Annotated in this window: 16 protein-coding genes; 8 read left to right on the forward strand and 8 right to left on the reverse strand. The window is 39.7% G+C overall.

The annotated features are described in order from the left end of the window. Window positions 1-75: 75 nt before the first annotated feature. A complete protein-coding gene (locus tag PLEUR7319_RS0113280; RefSeq protein ID WP_019505722.1) occupies window positions 76-1,593 on the reverse strand; it encodes an NADH:flavin oxidoreductase in 1,518 nt (505 codons plus the stop codon). Window positions 1,594-2,066: 473 nt separating this feature from the next. Here PLEUR7319_RS0113280 and PLEUR7319_RS0113285 point away from each other — a divergent pair, with 473 nt between their 5' ends. Further along, on the forward strand, window positions 2,067-4,205 hold the full coding sequence (locus PLEUR7319_RS0113285) for a hypothetical protein (protein ID WP_026102496.1): 2,139 nt from the start codon (window positions 2,067-2,069) through the stop codon (window positions 4,203-4,205). A gap of 170 nt (window positions 4,206-4,375) precedes the next feature. On the opposite strand, the gene PLEUR7319_RS0113290 is transcribed toward PLEUR7319_RS0113285, so the two are convergent. The 3 genes from PLEUR7319_RS0113290 to PLEUR7319_RS0113300 all read right to left on the reverse strand — a co-directional run bounded on the left by PLEUR7319_RS0113290 (window position 4,376) and on the right by PLEUR7319_RS0113300 (window position 9,536). Further along, window positions 4,376-4,639, reverse strand: coding sequence for a Txe/YoeB family addiction module toxin (locus PLEUR7319_RS0113290; protein WP_019505725.1), 264 nt, complete (start codon window positions 4,637-4,639; stop codon window positions 4,376-4,378). After that, on the reverse strand, window positions 4,629-4,925 hold the full coding sequence (locus tag PLEUR7319_RS0113295; RefSeq protein WP_019505726.1) for a type II toxin-antitoxin system Phd/YefM family antitoxin: 297 nt from the start codon (window positions 4,923-4,925) through the stop codon (window positions 4,629-4,631). The genes PLEUR7319_RS0113290 and PLEUR7319_RS0113295 overlap by 11 nt, the downstream gene beginning before the upstream one ends. Before the next feature lie 114 nt (window positions 4,926-5,039). Next, window positions 5,040-9,536, reverse strand: a complete 4,497-nt coding sequence (locus PLEUR7319_RS0113300; protein ID WP_019505727.1) for a chemotaxis protein CheB — start codon at window positions 9,534-9,536, stop codon at window positions 5,040-5,042. 299 nt (window positions 9,537-9,835) lie between these two features. Here PLEUR7319_RS0113300 and PLEUR7319_RS0113305 point away from each other — a divergent pair, with 299 nt between their 5' ends. Beyond that, window positions 9,836-10,483, forward strand: a complete 648-nt coding sequence (locus PLEUR7319_RS0113305; protein ID WP_019505728.1) for a class I SAM-dependent methyltransferase — start codon at window positions 9,836-9,838, stop codon at window positions 10,481-10,483. A gap of 184 nt (window positions 10,484-10,667) precedes the next feature. On the opposite strand, the gene PLEUR7319_RS0113310 is transcribed toward PLEUR7319_RS0113305, so the two are convergent. Further along, on the reverse strand, window positions 10,668-11,258 hold the full coding sequence (locus tag PLEUR7319_RS0113310) for a ParA family protein (protein WP_019505729.1): 591 nt from the start codon (window positions 11,256-11,258) through the stop codon (window positions 10,668-10,670). A 629-nt stretch (window positions 11,259-11,887) separates the two neighbouring features. On the opposite strand from PLEUR7319_RS0113310, the gene PLEUR7319_RS0113315 reads away from it, so the two are divergent. Beyond that, window positions 11,888-13,813 carry a transglycosylase domain-containing protein gene (locus tag PLEUR7319_RS0113315; RefSeq protein ID WP_026102498.1) on the forward strand — a complete coding sequence of 642 codons (1,926 nt, stop codon included), beginning with the start codon at window positions 11,888-11,890 and terminating at the stop codon, window positions 13,811-13,813. A 57-nt stretch (window positions 13,814-13,870) separates the two neighbouring features. Here the strand turns inward: PLEUR7319_RS0113315 and PLEUR7319_RS0113320 are convergent, their stop codons facing one another. Then, on the reverse strand, window positions 13,871-14,188 hold the full coding sequence (locus tag PLEUR7319_RS0113320; RefSeq protein ID WP_019505731.1) for a DUF1825 family protein: 318 nt from the start codon (window positions 14,186-14,188) through the stop codon (window positions 13,871-13,873). 486 nt (window positions 14,189-14,674) lie between these two features. Here PLEUR7319_RS0113320 and psbA point away from each other — a divergent pair, with 486 nt between their 5' ends. The 3 genes from psbA (at window position 14,675) to PLEUR7319_RS0113335 (ending at window position 16,832) form a co-directional block, all read left to right on the forward strand. After that, window positions 14,675-15,757: a photosystem II q(b) protein gene (gene psbA / locus PLEUR7319_RS0113325; protein WP_019505732.1), complete on the forward strand. Its 1,083-nt coding sequence runs from the start codon at window positions 14,675-14,677 to the stop codon at window positions 15,755-15,757. A 103-nt stretch (window positions 15,758-15,860) separates the two neighbouring features. Beyond that, window positions 15,861-16,184 carry a hypothetical protein gene (locus PLEUR7319_RS35230; RefSeq protein WP_019505733.1) on the forward strand — a complete coding sequence of 108 codons (324 nt, stop codon included), beginning with the start codon at window positions 15,861-15,863 and terminating at the stop codon, window positions 16,182-16,184. Window positions 16,185-16,412: 228 nt separating this feature from the next. After that, window positions 16,413-16,832 (forward strand): adenosine-specific kinase, encoded by a 420-nt coding sequence (locus tag PLEUR7319_RS0113335; RefSeq protein WP_019505734.1) that lies wholly within the window; start codon window positions 16,413-16,415, stop codon window positions 16,830-16,832. On the opposite strand, the gene PLEUR7319_RS0113340 is transcribed toward PLEUR7319_RS0113335, so the two are convergent. Both PLEUR7319_RS0113340 and PLEUR7319_RS43120 read right to left on the reverse strand, forming a co-directional pair. After that, on the reverse strand, window positions 16,821-17,876 hold the full coding sequence (locus tag PLEUR7319_RS0113340; protein WP_026102499.1) for an IS630 family transposase: 1,056 nt from the start codon (window positions 17,874-17,876) through the stop codon (window positions 16,821-16,823). The two genes, PLEUR7319_RS0113335 and PLEUR7319_RS0113340, sit on opposite strands and share 12 nt — an antisense overlap. A gap of 537 nt (window positions 17,877-18,413) precedes the next feature. After that, window positions 18,414-18,536, reverse strand: a complete 123-nt coding sequence (locus PLEUR7319_RS43120; protein WP_019505736.1) for a hypothetical protein — start codon at window positions 18,534-18,536, stop codon at window positions 18,414-18,416. Window positions 18,537-18,580: 44 nt separating this feature from the next. Between PLEUR7319_RS43120 and PLEUR7319_RS0113350 the strand changes: the two genes are divergently transcribed. Beyond that, complete coding sequence (locus tag PLEUR7319_RS0113350) at window positions 18,581-19,246, forward strand: SDR family oxidoreductase (protein WP_019505737.1); 666 nt, start codon at window positions 18,581-18,583, stop codon at window positions 19,244-19,246. Window positions 19,247-19,731: 485 nt separating this feature from the next. Further along, window positions 19,732-21,006, forward strand: coding sequence for a glycosyltransferase family protein (locus PLEUR7319_RS0113355; protein ID WP_019505738.1), 1,275 nt, complete (start codon window positions 19,732-19,734; stop codon window positions 21,004-21,006). The last annotated feature ends 15 nt before the right edge of the window (window positions 21,007-21,021 follow it).

A 21,021-nucleotide genomic window follows, 5' to 3' on the forward strand; every position in this document is an offset into this window, starting at 1 on the left:
TCATCTCCCAAAACTACCAATTACTAACTCCGAACTCCGAACTCCGAATTCCGAATTCCGAATTCCGAACTCCAACTACATCGGCGGAACATATGGCTTAGGAGGAGGATCGAATACTGTCATCACCTCCTTGGTTCTCGCTTTTGCTGCTTCCTGCATTGCTTTATCTTGCTCTTCAGCAGTTAGGTTTTGAATCGATCGCTGATAAAAACGTTCTAAGTTGTAGCAGCCTAAAGGTAGCTCTAAATATGCTCCCAAGCATTCATTACAATAGGTACAAGGCTTTTGGGCAATATCCCTTCCTGCGTGGAATTGGTTGACCAGATCGTTATTGGCAACTAAGGTGCGAGCCATACTTACAGCATCTGTATAGCCTTCGGCGATCGCTTTATTGATGTACGATGCCTGTTGAAATCCTCCAGTGGTAATGATGGGAATTTCTTTTAAATTCTGCTTGATTTCTTGAGCATCCCTGAGAACTGTACCTTGATGTTTTTCTATTAGTTGTTGAAATTCTGCTGTAGATACGTGTTCTTTGAAAAAGTCATCTAGCCATTCATCCTGAATCTCGGAACCTTTGACTGGCTGTTGATAGCGATCGCCGATTTTTTTCGGTAATCGTCGCCAAAGTAATTGGAAAATTGGCTGGAGTAATCGATAGCGAAACAGAATTAAGTTACGAAAGCTGGCTTTGCCCCCACTTGATGTCATCGTATCGTAGGTATAACGCAGCATTCTCAAAGGAAAAGGTCCAGAGGGTAATAGAGGGTGCGGAAAAGTACTACCACGAGAAATGTGCAGAGCATCAACTCCATCTTCTTCTAACCACTGACAAATTTGGATTGCCTCCTCAAAAGTATTACCCGACTTTTGCCAGGGAGGAATAATATTGTTGAATTCTCTTACGCTAATTTTGGCTTGAAGATGAAAGTCTTCTCCTACGACTTTACGGATTTCTTTGACAATTTCCTGCAAAAATCGATAGCGATTTTTAAGCTCGCCTCCATATTGATCTGTTCGTCGATTGATTGCCGAACTAAGAAATTGATTAATTAAGTATCCATGAGAGCTATGGAGTTCAACCCCATCAAGACCAGCTTCTTTGGCTCTGTCTGCTGCTTTGGCAAAGTCTTGAACTATATCTTTGACTTTCCAGGTTGGCATTTTGATCGCGGGTAGACCGTTAATTTGATCGGCTTCATCCGTCGAACTAGGAGCTGGCTTGGGATCGATACCATGCGATCGAGTTAAGGTATTTTCAATTCCTTCGATATCCCTCTGACGACCAGAATGACTAAGCTGAAGGATATATTTGCAATTATATCGATGCACTGCTTCCCCCACAGTCTGCCAAAAAGGAATTCTGGCATCACAATCTATGGTGACAACATTAGGGGTAATGCGACCTTCAATCGAAATAGGTACATAGGAGGAAACAATTGCTCCAACTCCTCCTTTGGCAAACTTATTCTCCCAATTGATCCGAGCTTGAGTTCCAGAACCGTCGTAATTATCCCAACGTCCAGTAACACTAGAGCGAAAAATACGATTTTTAACTGTCAGGTGTCGAAATTTCAATGGTTGAAAGATCATTTTTTTTTCCTTTGATACTCATCGAACTAAGGGGACTAACAAGCTTCAGTACGGTGATTATTTGGTGATATTAAAATTTTGTTTTAAATATTTAATTTAAGCTTATACTTATTACTATCAATTCAAGATTTTGTCTTATTTAAAATCAATTTTTTGTAATTTTTCTTTGTAAAAAGCTAGAAACTATGTACTAAAAAAGTAGCTTGATCGTGGTTTTGCCATTTTTACTAAAAAACCTCTGAAAGTCAGGTTTAATCTATGAAAACCAGAGCTACTTTGAGTTTAGTTAATTTTTGATTTACTTGGTTTTTTAAGATCAATCAATAAAGAAGTTAAATTTTGAGTAAAGATTGATTAACTACAAAAAAGTGTGATTTTTCTTAATAAAACTAAGATAAAACTTGAAATTGATTTTCTAGAGAAAAAACTTTTATCAGAACCTAAAAATCTTATATTGTCTTTAGGAGAAGTACATGAAAAAGCTGCATATAGGCATAATAGTCTGCGTGCTGGCGATCGCAATATTGGTGCAAGGTTGTTCTCCCTATGAATATCAAGCCACGTCTGTCGAGCGTTTAAGAGAACTAATTGCCGAAGCGGAAGCTAATGGAAACGCAGTCGAGATTGCTACACCTAAGTCCACGCCAGAAGTCGCCACTCAACCCGCAAAAAATACTAGCCCAAGTTATCCAGAAAAGTCTCAACCAGAACAGTCTGAATATGATCGAGATTATCTTGGTTACCTGCCCGAAAAATCTTATGGCAAGCTAACTGAGGCAGAACGACGCGGGTTACAAACTTGGTATTTTTGGACTGCTGGCAATGAGAAATATTTCCGTAACTTAGCCAAAAGTACTCACGGAGAAGCCGACTTTTTAAGTTTGTTAGATGCTCGCCCTGATAGCGACACAGTGGATCCATCGCCTCACTACCAGCGCAATGAACGTTTTAAAGAAATTGGCATCATTAACGATCCTGGTTGTAAGGCAGCCACCAAGCCAGACGAATATGGTTTGTGGCTAGATAATTGCACTCAAGACCCAAATTCCATTGGTGTTATGGGTGCGCGTAAGTTTCCCAATCCTAATTTCGACCCTGAAGAGTGGGATGTAGCCCAATATTACGCACTAGGAGACAGTAAAGCTCAAATTGAACCTCCCTATCGCGTTGGTATCTCCTGTGGAGTCTGTCATATTGCCTATGATCCTCTCAAACCGCCCAAAGACACCGAAAACCCTAAATGGGAAAACATTGTCGGGGCACTGGGTAATCAGTATCTGAGGGAAGGACAATTATTTGGTAGTACTATCCCCGATGAAGACTTTCGTAAACAAATAATTAATAGTCAGCCCCCTGGTACTTCTGATACATCTCGCATTGCCACTGATCATATTGATAATCCCAATGCGATCAATGCCATCTTTAACTTGGCTGATCGTCCCAGATATGAAGAGGTCATGAATGATGGCACGAAAGAAAAAGTACCGCACATTCTCAAAGATGGTGCAGATTCAGTTGGTATTCCTTTAGCTTCTGAGCGAGTTTATATTAATATCGGTTCTTGTTCTGATTATTGGTTGACTCTTCACGATCCCTTATTAGGCAGAAAAGCTCAAAAGCCTTTTGATATTGCTACTGCTGAAAAAGATTGTGAATTTTGGCCCAAAACAGAAGCTCGTATGGCAGATGCTGAGGAATTTTTGACCACGATCAAGCCCATGTATCTAGCAGATGCCCCAGGAGGGAAAGCTTATTTAACTAAAGATCGAGAGGTACTAACCCAAGGTAAGAAAATATTTGCCGATACTTGTGCTAAGTGTCACTCCAGCAAACAGCCACCAGCAGAAATTGCTGCTGACCCCGAACAGGCTAAAGAATGGTATCGAGAATCTGTCCTCAGTTCTGATTTTCTGAAACATAACTTCTTATCAGATGATCAACGTAAACCAGTAACGGAAATTGGTACTAATGCGGCTCGGGCATTAGCAACTAACGCCACCAAAGGTCATGTATGGGAGCAATTCTCCTCCAAAACCTATAAAGAATTACCATCCCCTGGCAAGCTAACTCTAGAAAATCCTTTCGATGAAGATAAACCCCTAGAATTAGATGTTCCCGCAGGAGGAACGGGCTATTATCGTACTCCTTCTCTGATTAGTGTTTGGTCTAGTGCACCTTTGCTACATAACAACTTATTGGGTAAATATAATGCTGACCCTTCCGTGGCAGGACGGATGGAAGCATTTAATGATGCCATTGAAAAACTGTTATGGCCCGAAAAACGCGATCGCATTATTAATCGAACTGACCGAGATACCCATCTAGCATTAGGCTCACTCCAGGCTGATGTACCTAAAGGAACACCGATTAAACTTCTGGCTAACTTAGATCCTCGCGAGACACCAAGAACTCTGCAACGGAAATTAAACTCTGAGTTGGGAGGGAGAGTTTTAAGTTCTCTGGTTGGGTTTGTTCCTGATGATGTACTGACTCCATTACTGTTGAAATACAATCAAGCCCCTGATTTTATTGAAGATCACGGACATGAATTTGGATCAGATTTATCCGATGAAGATAAACGAGCCTTAATCGAGTTTCTCAAAACCTTTTAATTAATTTTAAGTAAGGTATTAAGGTGAGCAATGCTCACCTTAAATTTATAGTAAGGTAAAAAGCCACGAGCAAAGATTCATTTCACGACTTGGCAATTTTCGATGATTTGGCAATCGAGGCAAGTTTCAAATGCTACACTGTTTGTCCGTTGGCTATCAGTGATCAGCAATCAGTAATGATAACGACATTGAAGAAAAATTAACTTACCATTACCTATTTGATATACAAGTCGATGTTCTTGAGTAATTCTCCTTGACCAACGATCTCCAGGTAAGTATTTTAATTTCTCGGGTTTACCAATTCCTGTGGTAGGGTTTGCTATTGTCGCCTCAAGCAAGTCTAAAATACGGTCACAAATTTTACGATCTTTTTTTGCCCACCAACGTAAATCATCCCGAAATTGAGAATCAAAAATAACGCTCCTATCGCTCAATACCAAACTCCTGACAAAGTTCAGCTAGGCTTTGTGATTTTAAATCGGGTTCATTCTCGATCGCGTCTGCCCTTTCCATAGCGGCTATCAGCTTTTGAGCATTAGCAGGAGATTTAAAAAGATGTAAGGTTTCTAGAATGTTAGATAATTCATCGGCAGCTAAAATTGCCACATCCTCTTTACCTTGTCGGGTAACAACAATAACACTGCGTTCAGCGATCGCTTGATCGAGTATTGAAGCTAAATTTTGGCGTAGATTGGTATAGTTTGTTTGTTGAGCCAACATATAATTAAGTACAGATATATGTACTTAAGATAACAAATAATTTGAGCAACATGACATATTTATTCGTGGGATGAGCTTAAGGCATCATAATTTTGGAATTAACCTATAAAAAAGTCACCTTTTGAGCCATTGCTTAATGACATTGGTCAAATTATTCAGATCTATAGGTTTACTAATATAATCATCCATTCCCGCATCTAGACATTTTTGACGATCGCCTGTCATGGCATTTCCAGTTAGTCCGATAATTATCGTATGTCGCTGTTTTGCTTCTCTCTGGCGGATGATCTGAGTTGCCTGATACCCGTCTAATATAGGCATCTGGCAATCCATTAAAATCAGATCGTATTCACAGCTGGCTAAAGATTCCAATGCTTCTTGACCATTATTCACGCGGTCTAATTCGTAACCTAGAGGTTGCAACATCATAAATAGCAAATCTCGATTATCGAGATTATCGTCCACAATTAACAAGCGTTTAGCTCGAGAAGAATCAGTTGAAGTTTTCAGGGGAAGATTGGGACTAGTTTCTGACTGGCTAATGTCTCTGGCGATATCAGTTACCTTTAAGGGTAAAGTAAACCAAAAGGTTGAGCCTTGACCGACGATACTTTCAACCTTAAGTTCGCCTCCCATCAATTCCACAATCCGACGACTAATAGTCAATCCCAAACCAGTACCTCCATACTGGCGCGTAGTAGAACTATCAGCTTGAGTAAAGGCTCGAAAAAGTTTTTCCTGCTGTTTTTGGGGTATACCGATTCCCGTATCTTCTATTGTGAAACGAACGATCAAAAGATCGGCCAATATATTTGATTCAGGGGCGATCGCTATTTTAATTTGCCCTTGGTCAGTAAATTTGAGGGCATTACCGACTAAATTATTTAAAACCTGCCTCAATCGAAAATCATCACCGATAAAATATGGTGGTAGCTCTTCAGAAATAGTTAAACTTAACTCCAATCCTTTGGCTTGAGTTTGAGGCATAAAGGATTGAAGCAGATTTTGCGCCATTTTTGCCATGTCAAACGGCTCAAAATCTAGTTTTAGCTCTCTAGCTTCAATTTTAGACAGATCGAGAATGTCATCAATCAGAGTTAATAGCCTAGTGCCGTTTGATTTCAAAGTTTTTAACAAGCCACGCTGTTCGGCATTCAGTTCAGTTAAATCGAGTAGTTGACCAACCGCTAAAATTGCATTCATGGGAGTACGAATTTCGTGACTCATATTCGCCAGAAAATCGCTTTTAGCTTGATTAGCTGAGTCAGCAGCTTGAGCAACAGCGATCGCTTCTTCCAAGGCTCGATTTTGACGCATCAGCTCTGCCTCAATTTGCTTGCGTTCAGTAATGTCCATCACTGTACCGTAAAGCTTCATTACCTTTTCTTTGCTGTCACAAGCAGCTCGACCGATGCTGTTAAGATAGCGAACTTTACCATCAGGAGAATCACAGCGAAGATCTAGGTTAAAAGGAATTGAGTAATTGATTAACTGTTGAAAAGCATCTCTAATTAGCTTCTGGTCTTCGGTCGGATGAAGTTGAATCAGTTCGTCAAAGGTCGGAACTGGTTGCTGGGGCTCTAAACCGTAAATTCGATATAGTTGTGCCGACCAAATAGCCCTAGCTGAACCCACCTTAAATTGTTCAGTGGGGATATTTATTTCCCAATTACCAATGTTGGCTAGCTTTTGAGCTTCGAGTAGCTTAGTTTCACTTTCTCGTAGATTTACTTCTGCTTCAATGCGATCGCTAATTTCCATCACTACAGAACCAACACCTCGATTCCCATTGAGTAGATCTACAGGATAAAAGCTGGCAGTCCAGTAGCGAATTACGTCTGGGTTAGCATTAGTGCTACCACTCATTTCTACATTGCAAACAGGTCGTTCTGTTTCAATAACTTGACGTAAAACTGGCTCAATTGAATCTGCTAAATTGGGAATAACTTCACTGGCGGTTTTACCAATATGTTCTGCTACTGACAAACCATTGATATCGGCTAAGGCTTGATTGATCCGCAGATATTTTAAGTCTGAGTCATGTAAACTCAAACCAGCAGGACTAGTACTGTAAAGATTTTCTAATAAGGAATTTGCGCCTCTGAGTTTTACTTGGGTTCGTTTGAGTTCTTCAATTTTGACAAAAGTAACCACTACCCCATCACTTTTGCCATCTTCTCGTAGATAAAGATTGGCTCGCATCAATAACTGTACCCCTGTTTTGGCGATACTAACTTCTAACTCTAAGGGTTGTTCGCGATTAATTACCTGCTTTAAAATATCAGGCAGATCATGCAATTCTAAATTGTTAGTAATATCAGTTAAAGGACGACCCATATCCTTGGGCTTGATATTGATTACCTCTGTAGCGGCAGGAGTAAACTTACGAATATTGAGGTGGGAATCCAAAAACACAACACCAATATCAGTACTGCGAAGTAGGTTATCGATATCGTTGTTTAATTGAGTTAACTCGGCAATTTTAGACTGATGTTCGGCATTAACTGTATATAACTCTTCATTAACTGACTGTAGCTCTTCGTTAATGCTTTGTAATTCCTCATTGGAAGCCAGCAATTCTTCATTAGTTGCCTGCTGTTCTTCGTTCGTAGTTTCTAGTTCTTCAATCGTTACCTGCAAGTTCTCACGAGTCTGTTGTAGTTCGTATTCTAATTCTGTAATCTGCTGTGCAGCTTCTTCATCCAGATCGAATCGCATTGCTACAGGAGATACAATAGTGGGTGCTTCAACTTCTAGAACCACAATTATATAATCTCCCAAGGAAATATTATCGCCTTCTGAACCGACTCGCAGAGTAACGTTTAATTCTTCTCCCTGACGATTTATTTTAATTCCTGTATATAAAACAGGCTGGCGATCGCGTCTGGCACGATGAAGAGCAGTAGATAAAGGCAGTTTTAATTCTGGATTAACGATTTCGATTACGTCTAGCATCGCCTCCCCTACGGGAAACTCCAATAACTGTGCTGCATTATAAAAAACTCGTATTAGTAGATTATCTCGATCTACCAATAAGCAAGTCAACTGTCGCTCGTTCAAACAATACTTGAATACTTCCTGCAACAGACGATCTAACTGCTGATTACTTTTGGATTTACCTCTAGTTAAACCTGGTAACTTGGTTACCATTGTTTGCCTGGCAATTTGTCCAATTGAGAGGGTAATATCTCGTCGCTTACGAAACATTTTCCATTTGGTGTGTACCACCGAAAATTCTTCAGATAAATCTCCTAAAGTTTCCGACCCCCCCAAAAACAAAATTCCTTGAGGTGCGAGAGCAAAATGGAGTAACCGCAAAACCTGTTGTTGAAGCTGTGGCTGCATATAAATCAGCACGTTACGGCAACTCACCAAGTTCATTTTCGAAAAGCCCGCATTCTTGGTTAAGTCGTGGGGAGCAACAATTAACATTTCTCTTAAAAAACGTTTGACCTGAAAATGCTCTCCAGTAAAAGTAAAATATTTTTCTAAACGTTCAGGATCAATATTATTACTGATACTTTCAGGATAGATACCTTTGGCAGTTATTTCTAAAGCATTGGTATCAAGATCGGTGGCAAAAATTTTCACCTGAATCTCTTTATTTGCCTGAGAAATTGCTTCATCTACTAACATTGCCATCGAATAGGCTTCTTCTCCGCTGGCACAAGCTGAAACCCAAACTCTCATCTGTTGATGAGGTTGTAATCGCTCAATGATTTCTGGTAAAACCTTAGATTCCAGAAATTCCCAGGCGGGTTTATCGCGAAAAAACTGAGTTACGCCGATTAATAAATCCCGACGTAGTAATTTTTGCTCTTCCTCAGAATCTTCAAGTAACTTAATATATTCTTTGAGATTTTCACAGTGAGTAAGGGCACAGCGATGATGGATGCGACGGGATAAGGTACTGATTTTATAGTGAGAAAAGTCGATTTCTTCCCGTTCTGCTAAGACATTTAAAATAGTCTGTAGCTGTTCGGGGTCAATTAGTACAGCTTCTTCTGATGAAGAGTCGGGAAAATTATCGGAAAAGCGGATTAACTCGAATACAGTTTGGGCTAATTCTTGAGGCGAGAGAATTTCATCTACTAAACCAGACGGAATGGCACTACTGGGCATACTATTAAACTGAGCAGTTTCTGGAGACTGTACCAGTCCAATACCACCAACTCGGCCAATTGCCTGTATTCCTTCTGTACCATCATTGCCCGTTCCCGACAGCAAGATGGCAATCTTTTTTTCTCCCCATCCTTCCACTAAAGAGCGAAAAAATTTGTCTATCGGATAATCAAAAGAATCGGGAGACTTTAGTAAACATAAACGATGCTCATTAACTACTAAATGTTTTTTAGGAGGTAGAACATAAACATGACTTGGTTCAATCTCCATCCCATCCTCAATCGAGTGCACAGGCATAACCGTTTTGCGCTGGAGGATCTCCGTCATCATACTTTTGAAATCGGGAGAAAGATGCTGTACAACTATGAATGCAGCATTGGGATGGTCAGGCAAGTTGCCAAAAAATGACTCTAAAGCTTGTACTCCCCCTGCTGAAGCACCAATAGCTACGAGAAAAAAATTTTTAGAGTCTGAGAATGATTTAGTCATTGCTACTTATCCCGATATTTAAGCAAAATTGAATTAGCAATCATGAGCTTATGAACTTATGTGAACTATATTAATAATTCTGTAGCAATAATTTTTTTTGCGTGTGAGATTTAATTTTATTTAATCTTTTGACCGAGTTACGAGTTCAGAAAAAAAATCTATCTTTTTTGAGACGTACTACTTTAATAAAACCCTCAATCCGAATTGGATCGTAATCGCCGATCTTGTAATCGTTATCAAATGTTTACTAAGATCCAAAAAACAAAATCAAGTAATAAAGAATTAAAAATCTCACTTTTATGCTGCGTCCCGAGCAAAGAACTAAACTAGACGATACTAACGATTTAGATTTTTACGACTACCCTCGTTTTGTGACTCATGTTGACTCAGGGTTTATCGATCGCCTAACTAATCTTTATCGAGAACAACTAAAGCCCAACACCCGTATTTTGGATTTAATGAGTAGTTGGGTATCTCATTTACCTGATGACATACAGTTTGCTCATGTCGAGGGTCACGGTATGAATGAGGAGGAGTTAGCCAAAAATCCTCAGTTAGACCATTATTTTCTGCAAAATCTCAATCACAACCCTAAATTACCTTTAGAGGACGCTGATTTTGATGCTGTTTTAGTTACCGTTTCCATACAGTATTTACAGTATCCTGAAGCAGTTTTGTCAGAAATTTATCGTGTGCTGAAACCTGATGGTGTAGTAATTATTAGCTTTTCTAATCGCATGTTTTATCAAAAGGCGATCGCGGCTTGGCGAGATGGTACAGATACCGACAGAGTAAATTTGGTTCGGAAATATTTTCAGTCAGTAGATGGTTTTAGTCAGCCAGAAGTAGTAGTACATCAATCACCCTTGCCAGGTGTGCTGCAAATGCTAGGACTGGCAGGAGGCGATCCCTTTTATGCTGCGATCGCCCGTAAAAAAAGCAATTAGCGCGAGTTCGGAATTTGGAATTCGGAATTCGGAGTTCTGATTTACCTAAAAGACCGTAACTCAAAAACTTATGGCTGATAGCTGATAGTGAGACACTTCGTTGCGAGGGTTCTCCTCGTTAAAGAAAGTGTCGTTGGCAGAGCCTTCTCGAAGAGTACCCGAAGGGCTGATAGCTGATAGCTATCTATGAAGACATAATCTCTTTTCCTACAGCCTTATATTTATTCCAGCCAATATAGGCTCGGCGGTCAGGGAAATCTTTGACAATTACCCCGCGACTCGGCGATCGCTGAAAAGCTACTAAAAGAGGAATTTCATCTTTAAACATGGGAAGCTGTGCTTCTTCCAGAAACTTTTTAGCTTCTCTACCATTTTTAGTGCGAGAGTCTACCTTAGTTAACAGTACTTTATAGTTGGCGTCGAGGTTTTTTAACAACTCTACTGCCTTGACAGTGGTGTCTAAATCCAGGTGATTAGGAGTTGTGGGCAAGATCAACATATCACTACCAGCAGCCAAGTCCTCTAATTCCTCAGGTTCAGGTCTAGCTTGAGTATCAATAATAATGTGAGTAAACTTCTTAATCAAACCCGGTGCACCAGCTTGAGATGCCACATAAAAGGGCAACTTATCTTCTCTAGACCAAACCAAAGCAGAACGATTTTTGTCCGCGTCAATTAGTAATGTTGGTGCTAGGGTTTGAAAATAAGCAGCTAAGTGAACCGCCGTTGTGGTCTTACCCACTCCTCCCTTCAAAGCAGTTATTGCAATAATCATCGGCTGCCAAAGAAATAAGTTTATTTAGTAGTAGTAGTTTACCTATAAGAGTGTCTTACGCGGTGAGATGTGATTGTACCTTGTAAATATATAACTTCTTTGTTACATTAATTTACATAAATTAATAATGCCAGCAGTCTAAAGTTTTAGACACACTAGCTTATTTCTTTTGACCAAGTTTGTTTATTGTCAGTTTGACTGCAGACAAAATTGGTCTCTTATGTAAACTAGTTAGCTGCTGTCTTCACAGTATGTAAATTATATAGATTTAGCTGTACTTGTGTTAGACATTTGCTGAGTCCGTCTTAGTAGAAGCAGCCTGTAGTTGGTCAATATTGATTTCTCCTGAATTATTAGTTCCTCGGTTGGTCAGCCGAGGATTTTTTTGGTAGTTACTTAACTGTCAGAGATTGCTACAATTGTCGATCTATTTAAATCGTACAAAAAGTATTAGGAAATGCGTTGAGATAGCTTATATAGGAATTAAACTCTGCAACATTGAAAATCTAAACTTACATTTAGTTCTAGTCTACCGTTATTATTTAATCTTACTTGGCATTCTGTTCAATTACGATAGCCTACTATTCAAACAACTGGTTGTAATGCTCTCTGGAGGAAATTAAATCACCGTGTCTTCTGAAATTATGTTACAGAAACCTAAGCCTCAAAATACTCAGGCGATCGCCAAGTCATTTTTATCAGGGGTAGCAAAAGCCGCAGGGGGAACTGTATTGGGCATTACAATGATTACTAGTGCCGTAGCTGCTGGAGGTTTAGTTGGTTTAGCATTTAGTTTTCGCAACCTTCCTGATGTTAGGGTGTTACGTAGTTATGTCCCTGCTGAAACTAGCTATGTCTATGATATTAATGGCAAAATTCTCACCAGGTTACACGGTGAAGCTAACCGAGAAAGTGCTTCTTTAGATCAAATTGCCCCGGAACTAAAATTAGCAGTAGTGGCAGTCGAAGATAGTAGTTTTTATCGTCATAATGGTCTAAATCCTTACAGTATTGGTCGTGCAGCGTTAGTTAACTATCAAAAAGGGGGAGTATCTGAGGGTGCTTCCACTTTAACTATGCAGTTGGTCAAAAACCTATTTTTAACTCGTGAGCGTACCTTTAGTCGTAAGTTGGCTGAAGCCATCTTGGCTATTCGAGTAGAGCAGGTTTTTTCTAAAAACGAAATTCTAGAAATGTACCTCAATAATATTTATTGGGGTCATAATAATTACGGAATTCAAACCGCTGCTGAAAGCTACTTTAATAAGAGTGCTTCCGAGCTTAACTTAGCGGAAGCTGCAGTGCTAGCTGGTTTAATTCAAGCTCCAGAGCAGTATAGTCCTTTTTTGAACTATGCAAATACGAAAAAGAGACAGGCAGCAGTCTTGGCAAGAATGCGTACTTTAAACTGGATCACCCCAGAAGAGGAAGAAGCTGCTCGAAAAGCTCCTTTGATGGTGGGCAAACCAACAGCTTGGCGCAGGAGTAAGTCACCTTTTATTACTGAAGCTGTAACCAAGGAACTAGAAGAGCGATTTGGGAAAGATAAGGTTCTTCAAGGTGGTATTAGAGTCCAAACAACGATTGATATGAACTTCCAAAAAATGGCAGAAGAATCTGTGAAAGAGAACCACCAAATTCTTCAGCGCTGGGGGTTAAGAGCAGATCAGATTGCTTTAGCCGCAGTAGATCCTCGCACTCATTTTGTTAAAGCATTAGTGGGAGGAGTTGACTTCAAATCTAGCCAATTTAATCGTGCAGTTCAATCTCGCAGACAGCCAGGTTCTTCTTTCAAACCTTTTGTTTACTATGCTGCTTTGGCAAGTGGTAAATATACTCCCGGCACTACTATTAATGATGCTCCAGTCAGCTACCCTATTCCTGGGGGTATTTATCGCCCTCAAAACTACGGTGGAAAACAAGATTTTGCGGGTATCATGTCTCTTTCAACCTCTTTAATTCAATCTCGCAATATTCCTGCTGTTAAATTAGGAAAAGCAGTAGGGTTAGAGAAAGTAATTGAAATCTGTCGTCAGCTGGGAATTGAGAGTCCGATGCAACCAGTAATTTCTTTGCCTTTGGGTTCGATCGGAGTTACCCCTTTAGAAATGGCGGGAGCTTTTGCTACTTTTGCTAATAACGGTTGGCAATCTGATACGACGGTTATTTTGCAAGTTACTGATAGCAAAGGTAATATTTTGCTAGATAATACTCCTGAACCCAAACGAGTACTAGATCCTTGGGCAACTGCAAGTTTGACTACGATGTTAAAAGGGGTGCTACAACCTGGAGGGACTGGCAAAAACGCTAATATAGGTCGCCCTGCAGCAGGAAAAACTGGAACCACTTCTTCAGAGCGAGATGTTTGGTTTGTTGGCTATGTACCTCAATTAGCTACGGCTGTCTGGGTCGGTAATGATAACTATCAAAGTATGGGTAAAGGAATCACAGGAGGTGATTTTGCTGCTCCTGTTTGGCGTTCTTTCATGCTCAAGGCACTAGAAGACGAGCCTGTTAAATATTTTCCCGCAGCTTCTAATTTTACTCGTCCCTAACTAGAGAGATAAAGAGTGAATAACAACCAGCCATTTACTCAATCTCAACTTGTTGACTTAGGGTTGAATTTCAGCTTTCATTCTTTTAAGAGTTACTTCCATCTGGTCAAACATCTGCTGAGGGGTCATACCAAATTGGTTTAATTGGGTTTTCAGCTGTTGTACGGTCATTTGTGCCATGAAGTCTTCGGAAAGCTCAAAACGCTTCATAAAAATACGATAGCGTTCCATTAGCTCTTCCATCTTTTCGATGAACATTTTCTTGCCTTCGCGATCAAATTTACCGTATTCGCCACCCAATTGCATCAAAGACTGATAGTCTTCAAATAGTTTTTTGGCTTCTTCTTGGACTACTTGAGAATCAAAAAATCCCATAATGCTTACTTAACTTCCTCAAACTTTTAAACTTGATTATTAAACAGCCTAAAACTAAATTATATTAATTTTTGGATTTATATTTCCTATTGTAAAGCAGTCAAAAATCCAAGTAAAATACGGTTTACCGCATACATTAGAAATTCTCTTCTGATCTTATCTAACCCCAGCAATTCTCGTTACAGACAAAATGATAATTGCTGTTGAGCTTGATTTTTGTTTGAACCTCACGTACTACAAATCTTCACGGCATCCTCAAAATATTTTTTCATAATCAGGCTAGGAGCTTCAAAAGAATCAAACAATTACATAATGGAGGTCACAATGACACTTAGTAAATGGCAACCATTTAAAGAATAAAGTGGTCAAAGTCAATTTAGAAGATAGTTAGTAAATTTCTAGTAGTTATCTGTTAAATGATGTTTCTTCAAAGTTAACCGCAAACATAGCCGTATTTGAGCAAAATTAATACGGAGGAAAAAAATCATGAATGCTTTTGTTAGACGACGTTCGGAACTAGATTTTCTTGATATTTGGGAGAACTTTTGTCAGTGGATTACCAGCACTAAGAACCGCATTTATATTGGTTGGTTTGGCGTGTTAATGATTCCCACGCTTTTAGTTGCCACCATTTGTTTTATCTTGGCTTTCATCGCTGCACCTGCTGTTGATGTTGATGGAATTCGCGAACCTGTAATTGGTTCTTTGCTGGGAGGTAACAATATAATTACTGCCGCTATTGTGCCTACTTCGGCGGCGATCGGACTGCACTTCTATCCGATTTGGGAAGCTAGTTCTCTAGATGAATGGCTTTACAACGGTGGCTGTTATCAGCTAATTGTCTTTCATTTTCTGATTGCTATCTGGTGCTACCTGGGAAGACAGTGGGAACTCAGCTATCGTGAAGGTTTACGTCCTTGGATTGCTACCGCTTTTTCGGCTCCAGTGGCAGCAGCAACTGCGGTACTGTTGGTTTATCCTATTGGTCAGGGAAGCTTTTCCGAAGGCTTACCTTTAGGAATTGCTGGAACTTTTCATTTCATGTTGGCGTTTCAGGCTGACCATAATATTTTGATGAATCCGTTTCATATGTTAGGAGTGACTGGAGTATTTGGTGGTGCATTATTAGCTGCTTTACATGGCTCTTTAGTAACTTCAACTTTGATTCGAGAAACTACTGAAACTGAATCTGCCGATAAAGGTTACAAGTTTGGTCAGAAAGAGGTTACGTACAACTATTTGGCAGGACACTATGGATTTTTGGGTCGGTTACTTATTCCTTGGTTTGCTAGTAGCAACCATCGAGCTTTTCATTTTTTCTTAGTAGCCTTACCCACTATTGGTATTTGGTGTGCAGCAGTAGGGGTAAGTACGATGGCATTTAACCTCAATGGCTTTAACTTCAATCAATCAATTTTGGATAGTCAAGGTCGAGTCATCTATAGCCATGCAGATTTATTAAATCGAGCTAACTTGGGCATCCAAGCTATGCATTCTCCCAATGCTCATCACTTTCCATTAATTTTAGCTGGTGGTGAACCGATTACTATCAGTTCAATTAGTAGTTAGTTGAGAGTTTTTCAGAGCAAAACTCATCAAAAATTTTATTCTTCCTCAAACTACTGAGCAGATTTGGTCTAGCTTTTATAAAATACCTATCTCTGGGGCAGTAGTGACTATTCTAGCGATTTTGCAAACTATCTTAGCGATCGCTCTCATTGTCGGATTTTTGTGTCCGATTGTCTATGGTATTGCTTTAGGTATTAATGCAGTAACTTTTATTTCTACCTGGCAACAGTTATTAGATCCTTGGGGTTTGGCTTCGGGAGCATCTAGCAATCATCTGTTTTTAGCTGGTATACCAGTATTAGCAGGGTTTATTGCTCTATTTCTCTTGCACCCTTGGGATCTTTGGTCAATAGATGGTTGGCTAAAGCACAAACGTACTCTTGGTCGTCATCGCGAACTACAAGAACCGGTTGATGCGACGCACTAGAAGTAACCTTTGTTCAAAGTTAAAACCACTTTGCGGTTAGCTAATAAGTAGGTAGACATAATAATTTATAAAACCCAGGTAGTTAATTTTTTCCCTATCACCCATCCCCTAACCCCTAACCCCGGCAAAAACCGTTTTCTATTTAATTTCACCCACCTACTTAACTGGTAGTTAACCGCAAGTACAAATTAGAAGATTTAACTGTTTATTAAATAAGGTAATAAGTTTGTGGAATTAAAATCGATATCAATAGATATTTCTGAAGGAGCTAATTTAATTCTCGGTCAGACTCACTTTATCAAAACCGTAGAAGATCTCTATGAAATTATGGTAGGAACATCCTCTCAGGTGAAGTTTGGAATTGCTTTCTGCGAAGCTTCAGGAGAATGTTTAATTCGTGCAGTTGGCAATGACTCCAGTCTTCAAGAACAGGCGATCGCTAATGCTCAGGCACTGGGAGCGGGGCATAGTTTTATCATCTTGCTCCAAGATGCTTATCCGATTAATTTTCTCAATGCTATTAAGCAATGCCCAGAAGTCTGCAACATTTATTGTGCTACAGCCAACCCCGTAGAAGTAATCATCGCCGAAACTCAACAAGGTCGAGGTATTCTGGGGGTGATAGATGGTTATACTCTAGACGGTTGAGATCTGGACTTTTTTGAAGGACTGAAAATTCCAACTCAGTAGGCTCTCCAATTTCTCCTGATGTTCTGTGTTGGCGTTCTCAATGCAGTCGGCAATGGCGCTTTTGAAAGAAGCAAAATCTTCGTAGTACTTGGAGTACAAGCACTCATGGCGCACAAAGCGCCATAATCTCTCAATTAAGTTCAGATGGGGAGAGTAGGAGGGTAAGTACAACAGCTCAATCCCCAAAAAGCCAGCTACATCCTTGACAAAGCGACACTTTTGATAGCGGGCATTATCCAGGACGAGGGTGATCGGAATGTCCAAATCTAGCTCAGACAAATGCACCAACAATTCGCACACTGTTTCGGCATTGATATAGGTCTCATTGGTGACGCTCACCACTTCTTTAGTGACGGCATTAATCGCTCCCAAGACATTGAAGCGCTTGCGACCCGAAGGGGAGCGCATAAATATGCGGGTAAAACACCAGATGAATCCTAAATAGGCTCGATGGACAAAGTGAGCGGCATCAACAAAGAAAACGGCTTTCTTTCCTGCTTTGGCCTCTTCTAGTAATGGTTCCAGCTTTTGCTGACGGAAGTTTTCTTGCTCTTCAATCTTGTCGGGGTCTGACCCTTTGCCAGGGACAAAGCCCACCTTTCGACAGCCCATGCCGATACGGTAGAGAAAAGCCCTAATTTGTGTGGGATTGCGCTTGATTCCCGTGAGTTCTTCGATTTTGGCCTGGGCTTCAGCCACCTTTCGCGGCGGATGCTCCTGGAAGTAGACCTCAATAGTTTTGACCTGCTCATTGAGCTGACTGGGCTTCCCTTTGTAGTTCAATTGCTTCAGTTGCTCTATTCCTCCTTGCTGATACTGTCGAACATAGCTAACTAAGGTCGTTTTACTAATTTGGCATAAGCGACGAATCTCTTGATGGGATAGCCTCCGACTTTTCAGGTAGAGCACTTCCATCTTCTTTTGTACTCGGGGATGGGGATGATGATAGCGTTCGTAATTTAGCTGTTGAATTTCTTCTTCGCTGAACTCAATCTGGATCATATCTCGCCACTCTTCTTCAGTTGAATACTGCCGCATTATCCCACCTCAGCCCATCTCAAAAAAGTCCACTATTCACCCGCTCGGAGTATATTCACCCCGGGGAGTAGAACAACAAGAAGATATTGATGCACGTCAAAATTTGCTGCGTCAGATTGGCTATAAGTTATAAATGGCAATAGTTGGACGAGCTACTACTACTCTCTAATTTCTCTAGGCAGCAGAGAAGGATAGAGAGTAAACTCAAGCTAGTCTACATCGCCCGTGTCGGAAAAATCGACATCTTCTTTCTTTATGGCAAAGCAAAAGCATTGAGGCGATTTCATCTTGGGGTTTAGAGTTGACTCCTCACCGCCCTAAAGAGTCGGTGATTCTGGTTTTTAGTTTTTAGTTTTTAGTTTTTAGTTTTTAGTTCAAATTGACTACTAATTACTAATTACTAATTACTAAAAGAAGTCTTCCTAGAAGAAAGAGGCTTTAAACCCAGAACGATGGTAAAACTTTTAGTTGTGAGTATATTCCAATAATTGATCTAAATGGCTATCGCGATCGCTGTACCAAACCTTCTTTGGCAATCAGCTCTAACTGGCTATCACTATTAGTTAAAGTAGATTTAACTTTAGCTAACTCAGTATGAGATAAGTTAAAAGAGTTGAAAGACAATTGAGTCGTTTGATTTTTATCAGAGTCGAAGTTAGAAAAGTAAAATGGATACTTATTTAGTAACAGGGGCAAATCGAGGTATTGGCTTAGAATATTGTCGTCAACTTACCGAGAGAGGAAACAATGTGATAGCTGTTTGTCGCTCGGCTTCAGACGAATTAGAAAATTTAGGCATTTCGATAGAAACGGATGTAGATATTACCTCCCCTGAATCGATTGCTCACTTAGTCAAAAGACTTGATGGTCAATTAATTGACGTTTTGATTAACAACGCTGGTATTGTCGAACGGGTTAGTCTTGAAAGTCTAGATTTTAATAGCATCCGCAGACAATTTGAAGTTAACGCCCTCGGTCCACTACGACTTACTCAAGCTTTGCTGCCCAATTTAAAAAAAGGCTCAAAAATTATCATGATGACTAGCCGTATGGGTTCAATTGATGATAATACGAGTGGCGGCTCTTATGGTTATCGAATGTCAAAGGTGGCTTTGTCAATGGCGGGGAAATCTTTAGCTCATGACTTGAGATCAAAAGAGATTGCTGTTGCTATCCTCCATCCAGGGTTAGTAAAGACTCGTATGACTGGTTTTACTGACTCTGGCATTACACCAGAACAATCAGTTAAAGGACTTCTAGCTCGGATTGACGAATTAAATCTAGAAAATACGGGAACTTTTTGGCATTCTAATGGTGAAATTTTACCTTGGTAAAAGTAGATTCTCCCTAATTTCTTTTTTCTATTCTCTGTTTCAATCTGGTATATCTTGGCTGCTGTTTAACTTACTTGACGGCGATTGTGCTCTGCGCAGTGGTGAAGCCAATCACTCGATTCAAAAAGCGATCGCTTGTTAAAAGAGTTTATTGAATAAATTACTTTCATGAAATGGAGCTTTGATCAGAGGATTTTTGTCAAGTACATTTTATACCAAATTAGATGAATTTACCCTGCCCTTTTCTCTACAAATTGGGTCACTTTTTTTTCCTAACTTTTGAGATTTGACAAATCGGTATTTTAACTGTCCATGTCTCATTTTATTGATGCCTTAATGAGATTCTTCTCATACAAGTTTCACAAACGCTTCATTGAGAATTGCAAAGCTATTAATAATGAAAAACATCCCCAGTAATTGAGGACATCAATCGTTTTTTCTTGCGGACATCAAACTCACACACTACCAGTAAGAGCGTAACTATTATGGCTCACGTTTTTAATTCATCTATTACGATAGGCGAATACAAAAAAATAATGGTTTATTCTCACGACTCTTATGGTCTGGGAAATATTCGTAGAATGTTGGCTATTTGCCAGTATTTACTCAAATCAATCCCTAATGTATCAATTTTACTAGTATCAGGCTCACCAATGCTGCAAAGCTTTCGTTTGCCAAAGGGATTGGACTATATTAAACTTCCCTGTATTAATCGAAGTACATCAGGGGAAATAGCAGCTAAATATCTCAATACAGATGTTAATTCTACTCTAAAGCTACGTTCAGAAATTATCTTAGCAACTGCCAAGAACTATCAACCAGATCTAGTTTTAGTAGATAAGAAACCATCAGGTATTCAGGGAGAATTAGATTCGACAATTAATTATCTCAAAAGCAATTTACCAGCAACAAAGTTTGTTTTATTGCTGCGTGATATTCTAGATACTCCACAAAACACGATTCAACAATGGCAGCAAGAAGGTTATTACGAAAAAGTAGAGTCAATCTATAATCGCGTTTTTGTCGTCGGAATGCCAGAAATATTCGATCTTAGTCGTGAGTATCAATTTGGTTCAGCTATTACAGCTAAAGTACGTTTTTGTGGTTATCTGCGCAAGGAATCTGGCTTAAAAAATCGCCGTACCATTCGTCAAGAATTGGGTATTAAACCTGATGAAAAACTAGTTTTAGTTACACCCGGTGGTGGAGAAGATGGCTATTTCCTGATTAATAACTATCTGACTGGATTGGCACAAAATAGAGAACGATACCAGAATGAAAAAATTCGTAGTTTGATTTTTTGTGGTGCTGAAATGTCCCCTGAACAGCAATACAAGATTCATCAGCAAGCGGAAAAATATTCACACGTTACGGTTTTAGAATTTACAGATGATTTGATGAGTTATGTCAACACCGCAGATGCAGTCATTTGTATGTGTGGATACAACACAATTACGGAAGTGTTACAAAAAGGAAAGCGTGCGATTGTAGTTCCCCGGATTAAACCAGGACAAGAACAGTTGATTCGTGCTCAGAGCCTGGCAAAAGCGGGATTAATCCAGATGATTCATCCCGAAGAACTGGAACCCAATTTGCTAATCACAACTCTCTTTAATAGTTTAGATCAAGTTCCTCACGCCAGATCAATTACTAATCTTAACTTTGGAGGACTTCCCACCCTGACTAATTACTTAGCAATACTTTTATTCCATTCTTTAAATATTAACCGCTCTCAATATCTTGCAATTCAGACGGCTTAAGTAGTGTTTATATAA

Source organism: Pleurocapsa sp. PCC 7319 (assembly GCF_000332195.1).
Lineage (GTDB): Bacteria > Cyanobacteriota > Cyanobacteriia > Cyanobacteriales > Xenococcaceae > Waterburya.

Coding starts and splice junctions, on each gene's coding strand:
- PLEUR7319_RS0113280 (WP_019505722.1), bottom strand. CDS start 1,593: ATGATCTTTCAACCATTGAAATTTCGACACCTGACAGTTAAAAATCGT.
- PLEUR7319_RS0113285 (WP_026102496.1), top strand. CDS start 2,067: ATGAAAAAGCTGCATATAGGCATAATAGTCTGCGTGCTGGCGATCGCA.
- PLEUR7319_RS0113295 (WP_019505726.1), bottom strand. CDS start 4,925: ATGTTGGCTCAACAAACAAACTATACCAATCTACGCCAAAATTTAGCT.
- PLEUR7319_RS0113300 (WP_019505727.1), bottom strand. CDS start 9,536: ATGACTAAATCATTCTCAGACTCTAAAAATTTTTTTCTCGTAGCTATT.
- PLEUR7319_RS0113305 (WP_019505728.1), top strand. CDS start 9,836: ATGCTGCGTCCCGAGCAAAGAACTAAACTAGACGATACTAACGATTTA.
- PLEUR7319_RS0113310 (WP_019505729.1), bottom strand. CDS start 11,258: ATGATTATTGCAATAACTGCTTTGAAGGGAGGAGTGGGTAAGACCACA.
- PLEUR7319_RS0113320 (WP_019505731.1), bottom strand. CDS start 14,188: ATGGGATTTTTTGATTCTCAAGTAGTCCAAGAAGAAGCCAAAAAACTA.
- psbA (WP_019505732.1), top strand. CDS start 14,675: ATGAATGCTTTTGTTAGACGACGTTCGGAACTAGATTTTCTTGATATT.
- PLEUR7319_RS0113340 (WP_026102499.1), bottom strand. CDS start 17,876: ATGATCCAGATTGAGTTCAGCGAAGAAGAAATTCAACAGCTAAATTAC.
- PLEUR7319_RS0113350 (WP_019505737.1), top strand. CDS start 18,581: ATGGATACTTATTTAGTAACAGGGGCAAATCGAGGTATTGGCTTAGAA.
- PLEUR7319_RS0113355 (WP_019505738.1), top strand. CDS start 19,732: ATGGCTCACGTTTTTAATTCATCTATTACGATAGGCGAATACAAAAAA.